Consider the following 16,286-nt stretch of genomic DNA (forward strand, 5'->3'; position numbering starts at 1 on the left):
AAGGCGCGGTAGTTCTTCTCGATCAGCTCGGTGACGCCGGCCTCGCCCAGGGCGTGGTGGAACGTCTGCTGATACGCGTGGTGGGTCTCCGGGTCGAGCTGGACGTCGTAGGGGGCGTTGTCTAACGCGCCGAACCGGACGACGGTCTCGACGTTGAAGGCCTGCCGGGCGGCGCGGGCGAGCAGGAACGCGGCGGTCTGCACCATGGAGGTGCCGATGTGCGGGACGCCGTTGATCTGGGTGCCGACGCAGAGCGCGACGACTTCGGGGCGGTCGGACTGGATCCGGGGCCGGATCATGTCGATGGCCCGGATCATGCTGTTGGCGGTGACGTTGTTCGGCGAGATCAGCACGGTGTCACCCACTTCTCACTCCTTGGTGGGGATGGGCTCGGGAAGGTTGCGCAGGATGAAGTCGACGCGGGACTCGGCGTCGTCGGCGGGCACGAAGATGGGCCGGTAGCCGGCGTCGTAGTAGCCCTGGACGATCAGCTCGTGCACGCGCGGGATCTCGCGGTCGCGGGCGAAGACCAGGTCGTCGGCGCTCTCGAAGGTGGACAGCGCGTCCAGCACGAACACCGCGTCGTAGCGGTAGGTGCGGGTGGCTTCCTCCAGCTCCGGGTAGGCGGACAGGCCGAAGAACGCGTCCCAGCCGTAGCCGTCCGGGATGCCCCGGTTGAAGAAGAACGGCCCGGACTTGTGGGCGCTGTACTCGGCGACGAACGCGGCCAGGACCTCGCGGGAGTACTCCCGGCGGTCACCGACCTGCAGGTGACGGCCCAGCCGCTCACGATGGCGGCGGTAGATCTCCCGGGCGGCCTCCTCCTTCGAGCAGGGCAGGCCTCGGGCCTGCAGCTCGTCGAAGAGCTGCTCCTTCCCGGAGGAAGGGCCGCCAGTGATCACGTAGCGGCGCGGATCAGAGGGTGTGCTCAAGACGGAACTCTCCTTCGTCGTGGTGTTGGCCGGTCAGCGGGTGTGGGCGTGGTGCCAGTCCTCGCGCACCGTGGTGGGCACGGAGTCGAGGAAGTCGGTCAGCGTGCCGGCCTTTGCGGCGGCGGTGCTGAGCTGGTCGGCGCCGGAGGGGCCGAGGTCGGGCACCCAGCCGGCCAGGCGGGCGAGTTCGCGCGGCGCAAGCGAGGTGTCCGCGTGCAGCAGCTGCTCGCCCCACGCCGCCCGGTAGGCGTCGGCGGCGGCCAGGAGGCGCCCGTAGGCGTACAGGGCGGCGTCGGCGGCCCGGTTCAGGTCGGCGCGCGAGCCGGTCATGGAGACCCGGCGGGCCAGGTCCAGCAGGTCCGCGCGCAGCGCATAGACGGCAGCCCACAGCAGGGAGGACATGCGCTCGTGCTCGCACGCCTCCCACGCGAACGGGTCCGGCTCCAGGCGCAGGCGGGTCCGGGTGCGGGTCAGTCGCGGCGGTTCCGCGCGGGCACGGCCGAAAGCCTCCGCGTCGGCCAGGAGCAGAGAGGCGACCAGGTCGCAGATCTTCGGCTCGATCCGCTTGCGGAAGTGGTCGACGTCGCGGTCCAGCACCTGGGCTGCGGCTTCGCGGCGGCGCGTCAGCGTGGCCCCGGCCGTCTCCCCCGCGCCGAACAGCAGGTCGGTGGCGGTCGCGAGCTCGTGGTCCCAACGGCCCAGCTGCCAGCGCAGCAGCCCCTCCAGCGCGCGCATCCGCGCCTCGTCCTCGGGGCCGGAGGCGCGTGCTGTCACCCCCCGCAGCTGAAGCAGGTGCCCCGCGGCCGCGGGGTCGGTCAGCGGCAACCCTCCGCGCAGCAGGGCGCGCAGGCCGGCTGCGGCCTGGTCGCGATCGGGCATGGCGGCGGAGTCCATCAACGGGCCCTCCGTTCAAGGGGAAGGGGGCGGTCGGTAGCACCAGTACACCACCGTGCCCAGAAAATGCCCAGACCAATGCCCAGGATTCGCCCACCTCTTTGGGGTGCTTGGGCGCGCGTAAGGAGCGCGCGGTGACCGCTGTGCGCGCCGTGCTGCCGCCGGGATGAGATACCGTCCGCAACCCGGCGACAAGATGGCCGGTGCAGGTCTCTAACCTGGGACGATGCGCATCCCAAGCTTCCTCCGCCGCTCCAAGCCTGCCCCGCCGTCCCCACAGATGAAGCAACTGCTGGAGCGGGCGGCGACGCTGCGCTGGGAGATGATCTACCAGGGCGGTGATGACACCCCTGAGTCCCGCGAACTGAAGCAGGTCACCGCCCAGATCAAGGCACTGGAGCTGAAGGAAGCCCAGGAGGCCGCGACCGCTGGCTGATCGGCGTGACGCGCGGACCTGCACGGCCACCGCGCATCTGGTGGTGCGTCAGGGACGCGCTGCGGGAACATCCGTGGCATGGACATCGAGGACACCGACCCCGAGAAGGTCGTCGAGCTCTTGAGGCTGCCGTGGACCCCGCTGCTGGAGGAGGTCGCGCAGAACCTGCACGGCTGGATCACTCGGCACGTCCAGCAGACCAGCGCGGAGGACTCCTGGGCGGAGATCACCGCGGAGATCCACCCCCAGAGCCTGGAACTTCGGGAGGTGTGCGCGGCGCTGGCGCAGGCGGCGGAGTACTCCAGCACCTGGCCGATCGACGGCGTGCCGGAGGTCGAGGAATTCGAGATGTGGCGCATCTACCTGCCACTGTCGGACGCCTCCGACGTGCTGTGGCAGTGCGTGACGACGGCGGAGTCCGATCTCGAGCCGGTGCCGCGCAGCACGGCCGCGCATGCCCTGCTGGCCTGCTCCGTGATGCTGCTCCGCACAGCGCGCAGCGCCTACGACTGGGCCCACAGGAACGACCCGACGACCAGGCCCAGCGCCGCACTGCCGGGAGGTCGTCTTCCCGCGCGGTGACTCCACCGAGGCGCGGTGATCCGGCCAGCGCAACGCCCAGATCGCCGTGCTTCGGCAAGAGGAAAGCGCTCCCGCCCGGGCCGGGTGGGAGCGCTTGGAGGTGATGTGCCGGCTATCCGACCCAGACGATGTCCAGCACCCAGAGCCGGGCGCGGAGCCGGTTGACCCAGTACACGACGGACACGGTGCCGACCTGGGCAATGCGCACGTCCGCGCCGTCGGGGTCGGCGGGCTGCCACTGGGGCCAGCCGTAGGGGGCGCGGCCGGCCAGGGCGAGGGCGTCGCGAACCAGTTCCTGGATGTCGGGGGGCAGTTCGGCCAGGCAGCCGGAGGCGTTCTTCGACAGGAAGGCGGGCCAGGCCTCGCTGGGGTCGCTCACCGCCTGGGGCCGATCACGTCCTCCAGCGGCACGCCGTCGCTGTCGTCGTAGCCGGAGGCGATGAACGCCCGCACCGCCGGGGCGGTGGCCAGGCGCACCCGCCAGTCGGCGATGACCTGGTGCGCGGGGGCGAGGGTGAAGGACTCGCGCGCGGCGGCCAGCGCCGCCGCCCAGTCCCGGTCGAAGGCCGGCAGCCACCGCTCGGCCTCGGGCGCGTCCTGGATCTGGGCGCGGATCTCGCCGGCCGCGCCCGCCGCAGGCGGCGCGGGGGCGGGGGCCGGTTCGTAGGGCTGTGCGCTCACTGCTGCTCTCCTTCAGGGCCGGTCCTATTGAGTGTCCTCCGCGCTGGCGGCCGCGGGGAGGGGTTCGCCGTCATCGCCTGCCGTCGCCCGGGGCACGCGCGGTCCACGCTCTGCCCGGTCACTGGGCCTGCTCCGTGTTCTGGTCGGCGAGGGTGCGGGCGACGTAGTGGGCGTGCTCGCGGATCGGCGCGTCCTGCTTCGGCCAGGTGTCGGCGATGTAGTTGAGCAGGCCGGCCAGGGCACGCTGGTGCTCGGTGGCGCTGATGTCGCCAAGGATGAGGTCGGCCTGCAGAGCCACCTCTTCTACGGGGTTCCTCGTCATCACGGTCTTCCTCCCAGTCGGGGTGGTGAAGCGGGGTCTTGTGCGGTGCAGGGTCAGCCGAGGACCAGGCGAGGCAGGTCGTCGGCGGGCACCCGGTGGTCGACGAACAGGCGGGTGGCCACCGTCTCGATCTGCGGCCACAGCTCGAAGACCCGGGCGCGGGCGCGCTGCTGCTGGTGGGGCCAGTTCCACGGCTTTGGCCAGGCCCCCGGCGGGCTGTAGTCGAGCGGCTGCCAGACGCCGGTGAGCGAGTCGGCGACGTCGCGGGCGAGCTGCTGGTCGTCCAGGCCGCCGAGCTCGATTGCCCACTGCTCCGCGGCGTCCACCGGCCCTTGCTGCTGGGCCCAGGCCAGTTCGGCCTGCACGCCGGCGGCCAGGACCAGGAGCGTCTCGTGGGCCGCGATGGTGTCCAGGCCGACGGCGAGGTTCGCGCCGCGGGCCCGGTCGGCGCCGCACCGCAGGCAGGGCGGCAGCGCCTCGATCTCCAGGTCGACCGGCGGCATCCCGGCGTGCAGGGCGGTCACCGCGTGCCCGGCCTCGTGGACGGCGGCCGCCAGCAGCGCCGGCCTGGAGGCGCGGCGCAGCTGGTCCACGCAGCACGGGATCGGCGGGGCGGGGACGGTCGTGCGGCCGGACCACGTCCTCCCGGAGACCTCAACGCTGACCGGGTAGCCCGTCGGCTCGTGCTCGCTCATGTCCCCGCCCTCGTATCCCGCTGGTGTCTAGAATTCCACGTCGAAATAGGTGATGTCGGTGAATTCGACTTCCAGCCGGTGAGCCCGCCCGCCGTCCTTGAAATACTCCTCCTGGAGTCCTTCCGCGACGATTTCGCGGAGTTCTTCGTCGCTGGCTCCGGCGTCCTGGGCGTCGAAGAGCCGTGCGGCGTAGGCGGCGGGGAGGTGGACGGTCAGCTGCCGCTCGCGGGGGTCGTCGGTGGTGCCGACCGGGGCGGTGTAGCCGAACCGGGCCTTGGTGTCGACGGTGATGCCGCCGGTGGCGGCTGCGGCGCGGCGGGCGCGGCGGCGCACGATCGGCTGCCAGGTCTTGGCGACCTCGCGCTCCAGGGCGTCGCGCATCGCGTGCTGGGGCCGCTTGAGCTTGCCGGACAGGTAGCGCTCCACGGTGCGCTTCGTGGTGCCCAGCCGGGCCGCCACCTTGGCCTTGTCCTGCTTCTCCGCGCGCATGAGCTCCTGCATCATCTTGCGCGGGTCGGTGGGCAGTGCCTGCGTGAACGCTGCCTGGTCGCGGCGCAGCAGTGCGTCGCCGATCTCTTCCGCCATCGCCTACTCCTCCTTGGCCGTGGTGTCGTCGCTGGTGATGCGCGGAGCCGTGGCGGTCGGCCGGCAGCTGACCCGCCACAGGCCGGCCAGTTGGTCGAGCCCCGGGCTTTCGCAGTGGCCGGGGCCGCCGCCCGCGAGGTTCGCGCGGGCGGCGGCGGCCAGGTGCGGCGTGTTGGTGTCGAGCACCGGGGTCACTCCCCGTCGTCCAGGACCGAGTCGCCGTCGCCCTTGATGTGCCGGGCCGGGTTGAGCGGCTGGGGGTCGTGCTCCAGCAGGCTGATTGCCCACAGCATGGACTGCACGCCCTCGATCTTGGCCAGGCCCGGCGTCGCGCCGAGGCGGAACACCCCGGGCAGGACGCGGCCGTTCCCGGCCAGCGGGAGGAAGCCGAACGGGTCCGGGGTCGGGGAGGCGTAGACGACGCAGTCGGTGGCCACGCCGAGCGGGTAGCGGCCGGTGTGCTTGACCATGTTGGCCATCTTCCGGTGCATGTTCACCCTCGCCTTGGCGATGACCGCGGCGCGGATGTCGGGGCGCCAGGTCGGGCGCTCCAGCGCGGGCCAGCTCTCCCCGGGCTTGAAGCCCAGGCCGCGCGGACGCTCCCTCAACTTGCCGATGCCGCCCTTGACCGTGTGCTTGATCGCGGTCAGGACCATGTCGATCTGCCGGTGCCGCTCCGCGCGGTCCAGCAGCTGCCCGTCGTCGAACTGCGCGAGGTGGACCAGGCCGGCCTCGGTCAGGTGGGCGCGCAGCGCGGCCACGTCGTCGCCCTGGTGGCGCTTGAGGATCTGGTGCGCGGACAGGGCCGCGAGGAACTGGTGCTCGTCCGCGTCCTTTTCGACCGGGATCCCGGCGTTGGCCATGGTGGACACGTACGCCTCGCGCAGATGGTCGTGCCACGGGTCCAGGTACGCCCCGTAGGTCGGCCGCACCCAGGCCTCGATCGGCTCCACGTTCAGCCCGAGCTCGACGGCGTAGGCGACGGTCGGGGTGGCGTACCAGCCTGCACCGTCGGGCCGCTGACCGGACGGCGTGAACGGCGAGGGCAGGCGCGGGTCGGTCTCCAGCCCGGACAGGTCCACCAGCCAGGAGCCGGGGACCTTCTTGTCGAACACCGGGCGCTTCACGCGCTCGGGCGCGCACAGCCCCACGTTCAGGCGGGCGGCCCCGGCGAGGAAGGCGGTGTTGATGTCCAGGCCCACGCAGTAGGGCTGGAGCATCTCCGCGTCGCCGATCGTCTCGATCGGGCGGGTCCACTGGTACGCCTCTTCGTCGATGAAGCCGCCGGTCCAGCCCTGGGCCTTCGAGTGCTCCTTCGGGGCCTCCGGCGGCGCCGGGTCCACCGGCTCGATCAGCGCGCCCGGGTTGAACGCGCGCTTCCACCCGCCGGTGGACTCGTCCTTGACCGCGCGGGTCGGCGGCCGCAGCGCGGTCATCAGCTCCAGACCCGTCACCGCCGTGGAGCCGCGCGGAGTCAGCACCCGGGTGGCATAGGTGCCCAGCACCCGCGCCAGCTCCGGGGCGGGCAGCTCGGCGGCCGCTCCCCAGTGGCGGGGGTCCAGCGCGCCCCACGGCAGGATCGCGAACTGGACACACTGCCGCTCCGAGCCCTCCGCCTTGCGGTAGACCCGCGCCCACGGCCCGAAGCCACGCTTCGTCAAGTTCCACTTCGCCCGCAGCAGCGCCTTGACCACGCTGTGGTCCTCCGGCAGCCGCTGGGCGCGCTGGGCCACGTCGACGTGGTTCGCGGGCAGGCGCTTGCCCGGGTAGACCTGCTCGTCCAGCAGCGCGGAGGGCAGGCCGAACCGCTTCGCGGCGCTGGCGGTCAGCACGATCAGCGGGTCGCCGTCCTTGCCGTACCGGTTCAGCCGCGGCGCACCCAGGCCGGACTCCGAGAGCGTCCAGGTCACCAGCTGCGCGAGCGTCGTCGCCTCGCACGTAAGGACCAGGCCGCCGACCGCGTACGCGGTGCCGTCGCCGTCCAGCACCGCGAGGGGCCCGTGCGCGAACCGACTGTCGGGCAGCGGCCGCGCCGCAGCGGGGGTCGTCTTCGCGGTGGCCGGGCGGCGCGAGCTCCCGGCGCGGGTGCCCGGGCGCACCGCGGCGTCCTGGTCCTCGCGGGCGGGGGCGCCTGCGCGGACCTCGGCCGCGCGCAGCCGCTCCACGGCCGCCGGCAGCGGCGCCGACTCGGCAGCCGGGGTGAAGGCGGCTGGGACTGCCACCTCCGCCGGGGCGGCCGGGGCGGGCGCGGGGAACTGCGCGGCCCAGCCGTCCAGCAGGCGCTTGTACGCCTGCAGGCGCGGCGGCCGCGGCTCGCTCCGGCCGCTCTCCCAGTTCTTGACGGTCTGCGTGGTCGTGGACAGGGCCTGCGCCACCGTGGACTGCGGGACGCCTGCGGCCTCGCGCAGCCGGGCGCGCTCGGTGGGATCCGGCAGAACCTCCTGCGGCCCCTCCAATAGTGCGTCGACGGCCGCGAACAGCTCGTCCTCCGACTTCTCAGCCTTGGGCATGAGTCACCTCCTGAGCACAGCTTACCATAGATATGTAACCCTTGCGCTTAACCCTGGATTTGGCACTCAATCGGGTCGGGAGCCCATGCGGCCTGTTGTCGTACCCGGCCGCTAGCCTCGCCCCACCAGCGGAAACGTGGCAGAGGAGCAGTGGTGCTGACAGGTGTGCTGATCGCGGAGAGCCTGCGGCCCGGCGCAGACCTACGGGTGCCGATGACCGTCACCCGGATCTGGCGCGTCACCGTGGCGGACCCGGCACCCGGGCAGCCGGCCACGTGGACACTGGTGGACTTCACCGCCGAGGACCAGGCGGCCGACCAGCTCGCCCAGGCGCTCGCCGACGCGCTCTCGCCGACCGGGGGCTGGTACTGCAACTACACCGCCACCGGCGACGGTCCGGACGTCCTGGTCTACGTCGTCTTCCCGGGGCAGGTGCGGCGGTACCGGCGCGGAGACGCTGAGGGCCGGCGCCGGGCCGTCGACTACGGCCTGACGCTGGGCATCCCCGCCGCGCAGCTGGACTGGACCGACTGATGCCCGGTCACAGAACCCGCACCACCGCTCGCGTCGCCCGCATCCAAGGGGCGCAGGCGTGGTGCACCCTGGAGTCCTTCTGTGCCGCGGCCGCGCTTGTGCCCGTCGACACGGAGGTGCTGGCGCGGGCCGCCGGTCTCCCGGCCGAGCAGCTGCTCGGGCAGGAACTGACGGTCCGTGTCGATGCAACCGCCGTCCTGGAAGAGGACCTGAGGCCCGCCGGCTGGGCCCGGGCCGACGGACGGCCGACCGGGTAGGACCTCACGGCTCCTGCGCGGCGCGGTCCGGATCGTGCTGGTCGCTGTCTGCGGCGCGTTCGGTCTCAGGGGAGGACTGGCCGCAGTCCATGCAGCCCGAGGTGCCGATCGGCCCCATGCCGCCGCAATGCGGGCAACTGCCGGAGAACACAACCGGTCGTCCCCGATTGCAGGCCGGGCAGCGGTCTTGCGGGGACATGTCCCTGGTGAGGATGCGGTGCGCGAGGCTGGTCGCGCCCCCGACGACAGTCCAGCCCGAGACGGCGGCCGCCGCGCGGATCCCCTCCGGCTCGCTCTCGGTCTGCGGCCGGGTGATCGACCCATGGCAGCGCGGCGAGTTGCACCGCAGCCGCATCAACGCCTCAGCCGTCATCACGCCCCTCCCAAGCTCGTGGCTGGACCCGACCGCGAGGCTACAGGCCACCACCGACAGGCCAAGACTGCTTAGCCCACAGGTCAGTTGGGGCTCTACACCGCCGGGTGGATGCGGGCGTATCGTCCCGGAGGTGATCCCCGAAGACGACGACCTCGCGATGATCCCGCAGCAGCGCCGGCCGGAACCGCCCCGGCCCCGGATCGCCCCGGCCGAGGTGCTGTTCGACCGGACCCGCCGGGACGAGCACCGTGACGCTCTCGACGCGCTGGCCGCGCTCGGCCGCCCCGCCGACCAGCGCTGCTGAACCTGACCCGGAATCGGGGCCAGGCCCTCCGCGTTAGCGGCCGCACAGGATGGGTAGCGTGCTGCTCGACGTTCGCTGTCCGCCGTACCGCTGCACCTGCTGTTCGAGGACGCGACCCATCCAAGGGCCGGCAATCTGTGCTGGCCCTCGTCCCGAACGGGAGAGTTCACCATGGCGCAGGGCACCGTGAAGTGGTTCAACGCGGAGAAGGGCTTCGGCTTCATCGAGCAGGCCGGCGGCGGCCCGGACGTGTTCGCCCACTACTCGGCAATCACGGGGAACGGCTATCGCGAGCTTGTGGAGGGCGAGACCGTGACCTTCGATATCGAGCAGGGCCAGAAGGGTCCGCAGGCGGCGAACATCGTCCGCGGCTGACCCACAAAAGGCGACAGCCCGGCCGTCCCCTGGGGCGGCCGGGCTCGTTCATGTCGTCGGCCGACGATGCCACACGCGCTCGCCACGGTCGCCGCGATGGGTCAGCCGGTCCCGCGCAGCTTGGCCAGTGCCTCGTTGAGCAGGATCTCGCCGTCCTCCTGGCTGCGGCGCTGCCGGACGTAGCCCATGTGCTTCCCAATGCGGATCGTCAAGCTGCTGTGGTGACGGGTGGTGTGACTTGGTAGCACCGCCGGTCACGGATCAGCGCCCAGAGGACGTTGACGCGGCGGCGGGCCAGGGCGATGACCGCCTGGGTGTGTCGTTTGCCCTCCGCGCGCTTCCTGTCGTAGAAGGCGCGTGAGTTCGGGTCACGCTGGATGCTCTGCAACGCTGACTGGTAGAAGACGCGTTGCAGGCGTCGGTGGTAGCGCGTGGGCCGGTGGAGGTTGCCGCTGACTTTGCCGGAGTCCCGCGGGGCGGGGCTGACGCCGGCGAAGGCGGCGAGGCGATCCGCGGTCGGAAAGGCGTCCAGGCTCCCGCCTACGGCGGCGAGGAACTCTGCTCCGAAGATTGGCCCGATGCCTGGCAGCGAGGTAATCACCTGGGCGAGCTCGTGTTCGCGGAACCGGCTCTCGATGAGCTTCTCGGTCTCGGCGATCTTCACGTTGAGGGCTGTCACCTCCTCGACCAGGGTATGAACCATCTTCGCGATGGTCTTCTCTCCGGCAACAGCGGTGTGCTGTCGCTCAGCGGCCTCGACGGCCGTCTCAGCCAGTGCCTGGGCTCCCCAGACCTTCCGATTGCGCAGCCACGCCGTCAGCCGCTTCACGCCGGTGCGACGGATCGCGGCGGGGGTCTGATAGCCGGTCAGCAGCTTGAGAGGGCCGACATTGCCGAGGTCGAGGGCTCGCTCCAAGGCGGGGAACATGCTGTTCAGCAGGGCTCGGAGCCGGTTGATCGTGCGGGTGCGGTCGGCGACCAGGTCAGACCGGTATTCGGTCAGCAACCGCAGTTCGATGACGACCTCTTCGTCCAGGCGGATCGGCTGGAGGTCGGTGCGCATCCTCGCCTGGTCCGCGATCACATGAGCGTCGCGGGCATCGGTCTTGCCCTGCCCGCGATAACTGTCCGTCGCTCGGTTGACCGCGAAGCCGGGGATGTAGACGAGGCTCTGGCCGTGGGCGGTCAGTAGGTTGATCAGGAGGCTCGGCTCGCCGCCGGTCATGTCCATCGCCCAGACCACCTCGCGTCCACCCGCGAGGTCCAGGACATCGGCGACCAGTTGCAGCAACTCGGGCTCGTCGTTGGACACGCGCCGCGAGAGCAGCTTCTTGCCCTCGGCATCGACGACCAGCGTGTGGTGGTGGGCCTTGCCGCAGTCGGTGCCCGCCCAGATCCGGCTCATCGTTCTCCATCAGGTCGTACTCGTCTGGCATACCACGGACGACCTCGCCGGCATGGCTCTACACAGCGACTTGCTCGCACTTCCCAATCGGCGGCCGAGTCGTCGTGGGGAACCGGGCGGCCAAGCACATGGAGCCACAAGCGGCAGCGTCATGTAAGCCACACCCGGTTCCCCTGGGTGCCACAACCCTACGAATGGCTGAGGCAAGCCCGAGAACGAAGGTAGAGCGTCATGTAGGGGGCGCTCCCCTCGGCGACGGGCGCGTCGTCGCGGTCCCGGCCAGCGGGCAGACCGCACCTGGGGCAGTCCCATGTCGGCGGGACCTCCGCCTCGATCGCGAAGCTGAGCTGGGTGTGGTGGCCTTTGCTGCACCAGAACGACACCGTCGTGCGCGGGGCCAGGTCACCCCGCTCCGGCTCGCCCAGCGGTCCGGACCCGATGCGCGCGCCTCTGATGTTGCCGCGTCCCTGCGCCACGTTGCTCTCCCTCGGCCATGATGTCCACGCCTCGGATGTGCATGGGATAGGCCCAGCGTACGGGCACCTTCTGGTAGAGCATTCCCCGGCCGACCTCCAGCACACGGCGGGCCGCCCGGGCCTGTGCGGTCCCCGGCTGCCCCCGGGCGGTCAGGACTCGGTGAGCTGCTGCGTCGGGCGCCGGGGCACGGCGGCCAGCCGCGGATACTCCGGTGAGCCGGGGCGCCACTGGGGGCGGTAGTCGCGGTGCTGGTCGTACTGGACCGCGAGCAGACGCAGCTGCTGCTCAGCGTTCTGGCCGGCTTCCCCGGAGTGCCCGAGGTACGGCCGGATGGTGGTGGCGAGCATCTGCTCCACCGCCTGGTGCCCTCGCAGCTTCGACTCGCCGTGCTGCAGCAGGGACTCCGGGCTGATCTCGAGGCCGGGTCCTGGCAGCGCGCCGCTTTCCACGCTGCGGCAGAAGTCCACCGACGACTGTGTTTCCTCCGCGCTCCTGGCCGCGACGAAGGCGAACAACTCCGACACGTCGAACGACACGAGCCCCCCTCTCTGGGTGTGCACCAGCCGGTCAGGCCGGGTCCGTGAGCTCCAGGCTCTCGATCTCGGCTTTCTGCCCAGCCGTCAGCGGCGGCGAGGTCTTGTCGCGGGCCACGGTGTAGACGGCGCCGTCAGGACCAGTCCAGCTGTCGGCCACGAACTCCCGCTGCGGCGCCTTGCGTTCCGTGTCGAGCACGAGCAGCACGGTGCCGTCCCCGTCGACGCTGCGCTCAGCCTTCGGATCGGTGTAGTGGGCGCGCAGCAGTCGCACGACGCTCTCGGTGTCTTTCGCCTGGTCGGCGCTGATGCGGACGCGGATCTCGGCCATGCACGGACCTTAGTCCCGTCCAGCCTCCACCTGGAGGTTTTCCCGGATCCCGCGGCGTCAGGCCGCCGTTCACCGCCCCTGGATACGTCCCGTACGGCACGACCGGCCTTAGGCGGCGTGCTCGTCCCCGTGTACGCCGTCCGGCGCGCCGTCCAACGGGTCGCTCTTGCGTAGCCAGCGGCTCGCGGCGCGCATCGCCTTGTCGGTGTGGATGCGCGGTTCGTGCCACAGCCGTTCCAGCCACCGCTCCAGGGTGTCGCGGTCGCGGTCGTTGCCGCGCACCTCGACGGGGACGGCTTCGACGGGCTGGGCCGCGCCCTTGTGCAGGACCAAGACCAGGTGGTCCGCGACCAGTCGGGCGGCGTCCTCGGGGGTGTCGACGAAGCCCTCCTCAATGAGGATGTCCTCCGTGCCGCCAGGGGCGGTACCGCCGTAGCCGCAGCAGCACGCGGTGAGCCACAGTTCGTCGCCGTTCTCGTCGACCAGCACGAGCTTGGGCGACTGCGGCCAGGCGTACTGCGGGCCGCTGACGGTGGAGGCGAACCGGCGGCCGTCGACGATCGCGTCGTCGTCGGACAGGTAGGCGCGCGCCTCGACGAAAGTGCCGAACTTGCTGCGGTTGTCCCGCCAGAACCTCAGGCTCTCCAGGGTGTCGCCGCCGGCGCGGTCCGCAAGGATCATCATGCTCCGCACCCTACCGATCACGGTCCGCGACCGTGGCGGAACTCCGTCAACGGGCCACCGCAGCGGGGACTTTGACCTGGGCGGCCGTCGATCCGGCTGCGCTCCCACTGAAAGCTGGCCAAAAACGCTGTATCAACCGCATCGCTGAGCTTGTACAAAGAGAGCAACTCAAGCGCTGCACGATTAGTGCAGCGGTAGAAGCGAAGTGGGGAACCAGCTGTGGCTCACGTCCTTCCGATCGCCAACGGTCTGCGCACCGACCACCCGGTGCCGGGCCTTCCCTTCGTCGATGACTCCCACCTGCCGCTGAACGAAGGGCCGGAGGCCATCGAGGCCGTCGGCCGCAACCAGGGCAAGGGCATGTGGGGCCGCTGGGACAAGAATCGCGCCGGCGGCGGGTGGCGTGCCTTCACCACCGACCCGCTCGATCACACGCTCGCCTGGGCGGTGCGCTACCACCCCGAACACGGCCAGACCGTGCTGCTGGTATCCAACGGAAACACCTCCTTCCTGCACGGTCAGTGGGACGGCGAGGAACTGCTGTTCCGCGCCGGCGGCTACTGGTGGGACGGCACCACCTGGTACCGGCCCGGCCAGATCTTCGACCCCCTCACCGGCGGGCACGAACGCCGCAAGGCCCGCATGGCGGTCACCGTCACAGCCGCCGACCTGCTCGACAAGCACGCGGATCCCGCCGCGGCACGCATCGCCGCAGTGACCGGCTTCGCCCCCGGCGCCCCCCGCCCGGACAACTGGCACGACCATCTCGCGCTGTGGGCCCGGCACCACCAGGAGCGCGCGGACGCCAGGCCGTTGGAGCAGTGCGTCGTCGACCTCTCCAGCCCCGAACTGGTCGCCTCCCAACTGCTGGGGGCCCCGGAGTTGGCGGAGCTGGGCGGCATCAGCGCCTCCACCCTGCGGGCCTACATCTCGCGCGGCAGCAGCGAGGTCCCGCTGCCCCAGGCCACCGTCGGCAACCGCGACCAGTGGTCCCGGGCGGTCGCCCAGGACTGGGTGGAAGCGCGGCAGCGCTCCTACCAGGGAGTCGGCGAAGTGATGTCCGCCGGCGACCGCGACAGCCTCTCGCCCGGCGCGGCCGAGGTCCGCGACCGCTTCGCCGCCGACTTCCAGCACACCCTGTTCGACCGGCCTGACCTGCGCAAGCGCTGGGCACTGCGCCACCGCAACAAGGAGTCCGTCGGCGAAGTCGCCGACACGCTCGCCTGGTCGGTGGGAGCCAGTCTCGACCAGATCGTGCCCACTCGACACCTCGGGCAGACCGTGCTGGCCGCGGTGGTGCACGACTTCACCGACAGCATCGAGATGTTCGCCGACGAGAGGGCCGCCGAGGGCGTCAAGTGGTGGCATCTGAACCTGATGCCGCCGGTGGCCAAGACGCTCGACTGGTACATCCGCTGCTTCCCGGGCGAAGCGCACGCCGTCATCGGCGAGATCCAGAGCCAGGCCCACAAGCTGTGGCAGGTCCCGGCTGCGGACACACTGGCCGCGCTGCAGTCGGCGCTCTCGCTGGACGGGGAACTGACCGAGCAGCAGCGGGAGACGTACTTCGCTCTCCTGGAGCCGCACGCGGACAGCGACTGACCTGCGCCGGCACCGGGAGGGACGGGGCAGGGTCACCAACCTGCACCAACAGCGGGGGGCGGGCGTAGGCAGCGGCCAAGGTGGGGATGTTGATCGGGGACATGCCACCAGTGAGGGGAATCGCGTGAGCGAGAACGTTGACGTGGACGCCGGCACCGAGGCGCTGAAGTCGCTGATCATCAGCACGGCCCAGGAGCTGTGGGAGGACAAGGAGGCGCTGGGCAAGTTCTTCACCGTGGTGCGGCGCAGCAGCGGCTTCGCTGCAATGGCCGACGCACTCGAACAGAGCACGGTCAGGCCGGCGAAGGCCTCGTTCTACAAAGTGAAGAGCACGGAGTTCCAGGCGTCCTGACCTCTTGCCACCGGCCCGTCTCCAGCACTGCTGGGGGCGGGCCGCAGCCGTTCCCCGGGCCCGGTCAGAACAGAGCGTGCTGGTCCGCGGCAGAGCTCTTCGCCGGGCGACCGGCGACGGCGACCAGGTCGGCGAGGCTGGTGTAGCTGCTGCAGCGGGCGGCGTCGGTCAGCAGACGGCGCAGCAGCAGAGCCGTCACCTCGCAGTCGGCCAGGGCGCGATGCCGGTCGGCGGGACGGGGCAGGCCGAACCCGGTGATCAACGCGTCCAGGCCGTAGCCGGGGAGGTCCGGGTGCAAGGCCTTGGCCAGCAGCCGGGTGTCGAGCAGCGCGGTGGAGGCCAGGCGCGGGCAGTGGGCGCGGTGGTCGTACAGGAGCGAGGCCTCGACCGGGGCGTGCTGGGCAACCAGGAGCAGCGGCCCGGCCGGCGCCGTGGCGTCGAGTTCGGCGAGAACCTGGTCGACGGTGCGTGCGTCGGCAACGTCCTCGGGCCGGATGCCGGTGGTGCGGGTCATCATGCTGGTGACCGGGGCGAAGGCGGGCGGGCGGATCAGCGTCTGGTAGCTCCACCCGGTGGGCTGCGGGCCGCGGCCCGGGACGTGCCGCACGGCCAGGGCGGCGACTTCGACCGGCTGCGGGCGGTGGCCAGCCGGGGTCGTCGCCTCGAAGTCGATGACCAACAGGGTCGTCGCGGCCAGCGCGGGATCCTCGGCCAGGCGCACGGGGGTGGACGTCATGCCGTCGGCCCTCCGCTCAGCGCGGCCGCCGCCTCGGCCGCCAGCTCCTGGGAGCGGTGGCGCAGGCACACGGTGCGGGTCGGCAGGGCTTCGCGGGTGCACGGTTCGCCCGGCGCGCCGGCGCACTGCACGAAGGCCTCGCTCACCCGGGCAGCAACGTACTGTTCGGGCTGCTCGCGGCAGGGGAGGCACAGTCCGTCGACCACGGCCTGGCCCAGGAGGAACAGCGGGGTCCGGCAGCGGTGGCAGTTGCCGACCGGTCGGTCGTCTGCGCCTTCCCGTGGGGACGGGACCGGTGCCGGGTGAAGGATCGTGTGCTCGAGGTCGCAGTCCACGCACGACCCGTCCGGACGGGGGCGGGTGCCGTGCTGCGGGCACAGGTTCAGGCGTTGGCGGCGCTCGGTCTCGCGCTGCGCGGCACGGTCGGCGCAGACCTCCGCGCACACGTCGCAGGCCTGCCCGGTGGTCCACATCAGGCCGGTCTCGCAGTCTTGGTGGCCGCAGCCCCAGTGCGGCAGGGCCACTCCGAGCAGCCAGCGGCCGACGTCGCGGATCTCGTCCGCCATGACGCGGGCATAGCGCAGCTCCAGGCGATGCCGCAGTCGCTCGGGATCGGTGCCGGAGTCGAGCTGGCGGCCGACCTCGCGGGCGATCTGCCGCACCACGAAGTCGTTGCCGTCGTT

The 16,286-nt window shown here is 71.5% G+C and carries 24 protein-coding genes and 3 pseudogenes; 8 read left to right on the forward strand and 19 right to left on the reverse strand.

What is annotated here, in order from left to right; genetic code table 11:
• From TR50_RS47095 to TR50_RS27960, 3 genes and pseudogenes are all read right to left on the reverse strand, one after another.
• Positions 1 to 365 (reverse strand): annotated as a pseudogene (locus TR50_RS47095) (hypothetical protein); the annotation flags it as partial.
• Positions 366 to 368: 3 nt separating this feature from the next.
• The gene (locus tag TR50_RS43025; protein WP_084701100.1) at positions 369 to 932 is read right to left on the reverse strand and encodes an AAA family ATPase; all 564 of its coding nucleotides are present in this window, start codon (positions 930 to 932) and stop codon (positions 369 to 371) included.
• Positions 933 to 965: 33 nt separating this feature from the next.
• Positions 966 to 1,826 (reverse strand): hypothetical protein, encoded by an 861-nt coding sequence (locus TR50_RS27960; protein WP_042427971.1) that lies wholly within the window; start codon positions 1,824 to 1,826, stop codon positions 966 to 968.
• A 226-nt stretch (positions 1,827 to 2,052) separates the two neighbouring features.
• On the opposite strand from TR50_RS27960, the gene TR50_RS45925 reads away from it, so the two are divergent.
• Positions 2,053 to 2,262, forward strand: coding sequence for a hypothetical protein (locus tag TR50_RS45925; RefSeq protein ID WP_152648681.1), 210 nt, complete (start codon positions 2,053 to 2,055; stop codon positions 2,260 to 2,262).
• A 78-nt stretch (positions 2,263 to 2,340) separates the two neighbouring features.
• Positions 2,341 to 2,844 (forward strand): hypothetical protein, encoded by a 504-nt coding sequence (locus TR50_RS27965; protein WP_042427973.1) that lies wholly within the window; start codon positions 2,341 to 2,343, stop codon positions 2,842 to 2,844.
• Between the two features lie 112 nt (positions 2,845 to 2,956).
• Here the strand turns inward: TR50_RS27965 and TR50_RS27970 are convergent, their stop codons facing one another.
• The 7 genes from TR50_RS27970 to tap all read right to left on the reverse strand — a co-directional run bounded on the left by TR50_RS27970 (position 2,957) and on the right by tap (position 7,637).
• Positions 2,957 to 3,223: a VOC family protein gene (locus TR50_RS27970; RefSeq protein WP_236654622.1), complete on the reverse strand. Its 267-nt coding sequence runs from the start codon at positions 3,221 to 3,223 to the stop codon at positions 2,957 to 2,959.
• On the reverse strand, positions 3,220 to 3,525 hold the full coding sequence (locus tag TR50_RS27975; RefSeq protein WP_042427977.1) for a DUF6247 family protein: 306 nt from the start codon (positions 3,523 to 3,525) through the stop codon (positions 3,220 to 3,222). The genes TR50_RS27970 and TR50_RS27975 overlap by 4 nt, the downstream gene beginning before the upstream one ends.
• Positions 3,526 to 3,643: 118 nt before the next feature.
• Positions 3,644 to 3,847 (reverse strand): hypothetical protein, encoded by a 204-nt coding sequence (locus TR50_RS45930; protein WP_152648682.1) that lies wholly within the window; start codon positions 3,845 to 3,847, stop codon positions 3,644 to 3,646.
• Between the two features lie 53 nt (positions 3,848 to 3,900).
• Positions 3,901 to 4,542, reverse strand: coding sequence for a hypothetical protein (locus TR50_RS27985; RefSeq protein WP_042427983.1), 642 nt, complete (start codon positions 4,540 to 4,542; stop codon positions 3,901 to 3,903).
• Positions 4,543 to 4,569: 27 nt separating this feature from the next.
• Positions 4,570 to 5,127 carry a telomere-protecting terminal protein Tpg gene (tpg, locus tag TR50_RS27990; RefSeq protein ID WP_042427986.1) on the reverse strand — a complete coding sequence of 186 codons (558 nt, stop codon included), beginning with the start codon at positions 5,125 to 5,127 and terminating at the stop codon, positions 4,570 to 4,572.
• Between the two features lie 3 nt (positions 5,128 to 5,130).
• Positions 5,131 to 5,313 (reverse strand): hypothetical protein, encoded by a 183-nt coding sequence (locus TR50_RS27995; RefSeq protein ID WP_152648683.1) that lies wholly within the window; start codon positions 5,311 to 5,313, stop codon positions 5,131 to 5,133.
• Positions 5,314 to 5,318: 5 nt separating this feature from the next.
• Complete coding sequence (gene tap, locus TR50_RS28000; RefSeq protein ID WP_042427993.1) at positions 5,319 to 7,637, reverse strand: telomere-associated protein Tap; 2,319 nt, start codon at positions 7,635 to 7,637, stop codon at positions 5,319 to 5,321.
• A 153-nt stretch (positions 7,638 to 7,790) separates the two neighbouring features.
• Here tap and TR50_RS28005 point away from each other — a divergent pair, with 153 nt between their 5' ends.
• Together TR50_RS28005 and TR50_RS28010 are read left to right on the forward strand one after the other, a co-directional pair.
• On the forward strand, positions 7,791 to 8,171 hold the full coding sequence (locus tag TR50_RS28005) for a hypothetical protein (RefSeq protein WP_042428146.1): 381 nt from the start codon (positions 7,791 to 7,793) through the stop codon (positions 8,169 to 8,171).
• Complete coding sequence (locus TR50_RS28010) at positions 8,171 to 8,428, forward strand: hypothetical protein (RefSeq protein WP_042427996.1); 258 nt, start codon at positions 8,171 to 8,173, stop codon at positions 8,426 to 8,428. Before TR50_RS28005 ends, TR50_RS28010 begins: the two co-directional genes overlap by 1 nt.
• A 4-nt stretch (positions 8,429 to 8,432) precedes the next feature.
• Here the strand turns inward: TR50_RS28010 and TR50_RS28015 are convergent, their stop codons facing one another.
• Positions 8,433 to 8,801, reverse strand: a complete 369-nt coding sequence (locus TR50_RS28015; RefSeq protein ID WP_152648684.1) for a hypothetical protein — start codon at positions 8,799 to 8,801, stop codon at positions 8,433 to 8,435.
• Positions 8,802 to 8,934: 133 nt separating this feature from the next.
• Between TR50_RS28015 and TR50_RS47100 the strand changes: the two genes are divergently transcribed.
• Positions 8,935 to 9,108 carry a hypothetical protein gene (locus TR50_RS47100; protein ID WP_160311201.1) on the forward strand — a complete coding sequence of 58 codons (174 nt, stop codon included), beginning with the start codon at positions 8,935 to 8,937 and terminating at the stop codon, positions 9,106 to 9,108.
• 171 nt (positions 9,109 to 9,279) lie between these two features.
• Positions 9,280 to 9,483 (forward strand): cold-shock protein, encoded by a 204-nt coding sequence (locus tag TR50_RS28020; RefSeq protein WP_042428002.1) that lies wholly within the window; start codon positions 9,280 to 9,282, stop codon positions 9,481 to 9,483.
• A gap of 101 nt (positions 9,484 to 9,584) precedes the next feature.
• Here the strand turns inward: TR50_RS28020 and TR50_RS47970 are convergent, their stop codons facing one another.
• The 6 genes and pseudogenes from TR50_RS47970 to TR50_RS28045 all read right to left on the reverse strand — a co-directional run bounded on the left by TR50_RS47970 (position 9,585) and on the right by TR50_RS28045 (position 12,913).
• The gene (locus TR50_RS47970) at positions 9,585 to 9,695 is read right to left on the reverse strand and encodes an RNA polymerase-binding protein RbpA (protein ID WP_174514867.1); all 111 of its coding nucleotides are present in this window, start codon (positions 9,693 to 9,695) and stop codon (positions 9,585 to 9,587) included.
• Positions 9,692 to 10,888 (reverse strand): IS110 family RNA-guided transposase, encoded by a 1,197-nt coding sequence (locus TR50_RS28025; protein WP_042428005.1) that lies wholly within the window; start codon positions 10,886 to 10,888, stop codon positions 9,692 to 9,694. Before TR50_RS28025 ends, TR50_RS47970 begins: the two co-directional genes overlap by 4 nt.
• A 209-nt stretch (positions 10,889 to 11,097) precedes the next feature.
• Positions 11,098 to 11,343 (reverse strand): annotated as a pseudogene (locus TR50_RS49850) (RNA polymerase-binding protein RbpA); the annotation flags it as partial.
• 171 nt (positions 11,344 to 11,514) lie between these two features.
• Positions 11,515 to 11,901 (reverse strand): DUF6221 family protein, encoded by a 387-nt coding sequence (locus tag TR50_RS28035; protein WP_152648685.1) that lies wholly within the window; start codon positions 11,899 to 11,901, stop codon positions 11,515 to 11,517.
• Between the two features lie 31 nt (positions 11,902 to 11,932).
• A complete protein-coding gene (locus TR50_RS28040) occupies positions 11,933 to 12,229 on the reverse strand; it encodes a hypothetical protein (protein ID WP_042428010.1) in 297 nt (98 codons plus the stop codon).
• Positions 12,230 to 12,337: 108 nt separating this feature from the next.
• On the reverse strand, positions 12,338 to 12,913 hold the full coding sequence (locus TR50_RS28045) for a hypothetical protein (RefSeq protein WP_042428014.1): 576 nt from the start codon (positions 12,911 to 12,913) through the stop codon (positions 12,338 to 12,340).
• A 219-nt stretch (positions 12,914 to 13,132) separates the two neighbouring features.
• Between TR50_RS28045 and TR50_RS28050 the strand changes: the two genes are divergently transcribed.
• Positions 13,133 to 14,515 carry a hypothetical protein gene (locus tag TR50_RS28050; RefSeq protein WP_042428016.1) on the forward strand — a complete coding sequence of 461 codons (1,383 nt, stop codon included), beginning with the start codon at positions 13,133 to 13,135 and terminating at the stop codon, positions 14,513 to 14,515.
• A 124-nt stretch (positions 14,516 to 14,639) separates the two neighbouring features.
• Entirely contained in the window at positions 14,640 to 14,867 is a 228-nt protein-coding gene (locus tag TR50_RS28055; protein ID WP_042428019.1) for a hypothetical protein, read from the forward strand.
• 64 nt (positions 14,868 to 14,931) lie between these two features.
• Here TR50_RS28055 and TR50_RS28060 read toward each other — a convergent pair whose 3' ends face one another.
• Together TR50_RS28060 and TR50_RS28065 are read right to left on the reverse strand one after the other, a co-directional pair.
• Positions 14,932 to 15,603 (reverse strand): 3'-5' exonuclease, encoded by a 672-nt coding sequence (locus TR50_RS28060; RefSeq protein ID WP_042428022.1) that lies wholly within the window; start codon positions 15,601 to 15,603, stop codon positions 14,932 to 14,934.
• Positions 15,600 to 16,286: pseudogene (locus tag TR50_RS28065) on the reverse strand (hypothetical protein); the annotation flags it as partial. The gene TR50_RS28060 and the pseudogene TR50_RS28065, both read right to left, overlap by 4 nt.

It is taken from the genome of Streptacidiphilus anmyonensis, from assembly GCF_000787855.1.
GTDB lineage: Bacteria > Actinomycetota > Actinomycetes > Streptomycetales > Streptomycetaceae > Streptacidiphilus > Streptacidiphilus anmyonensis.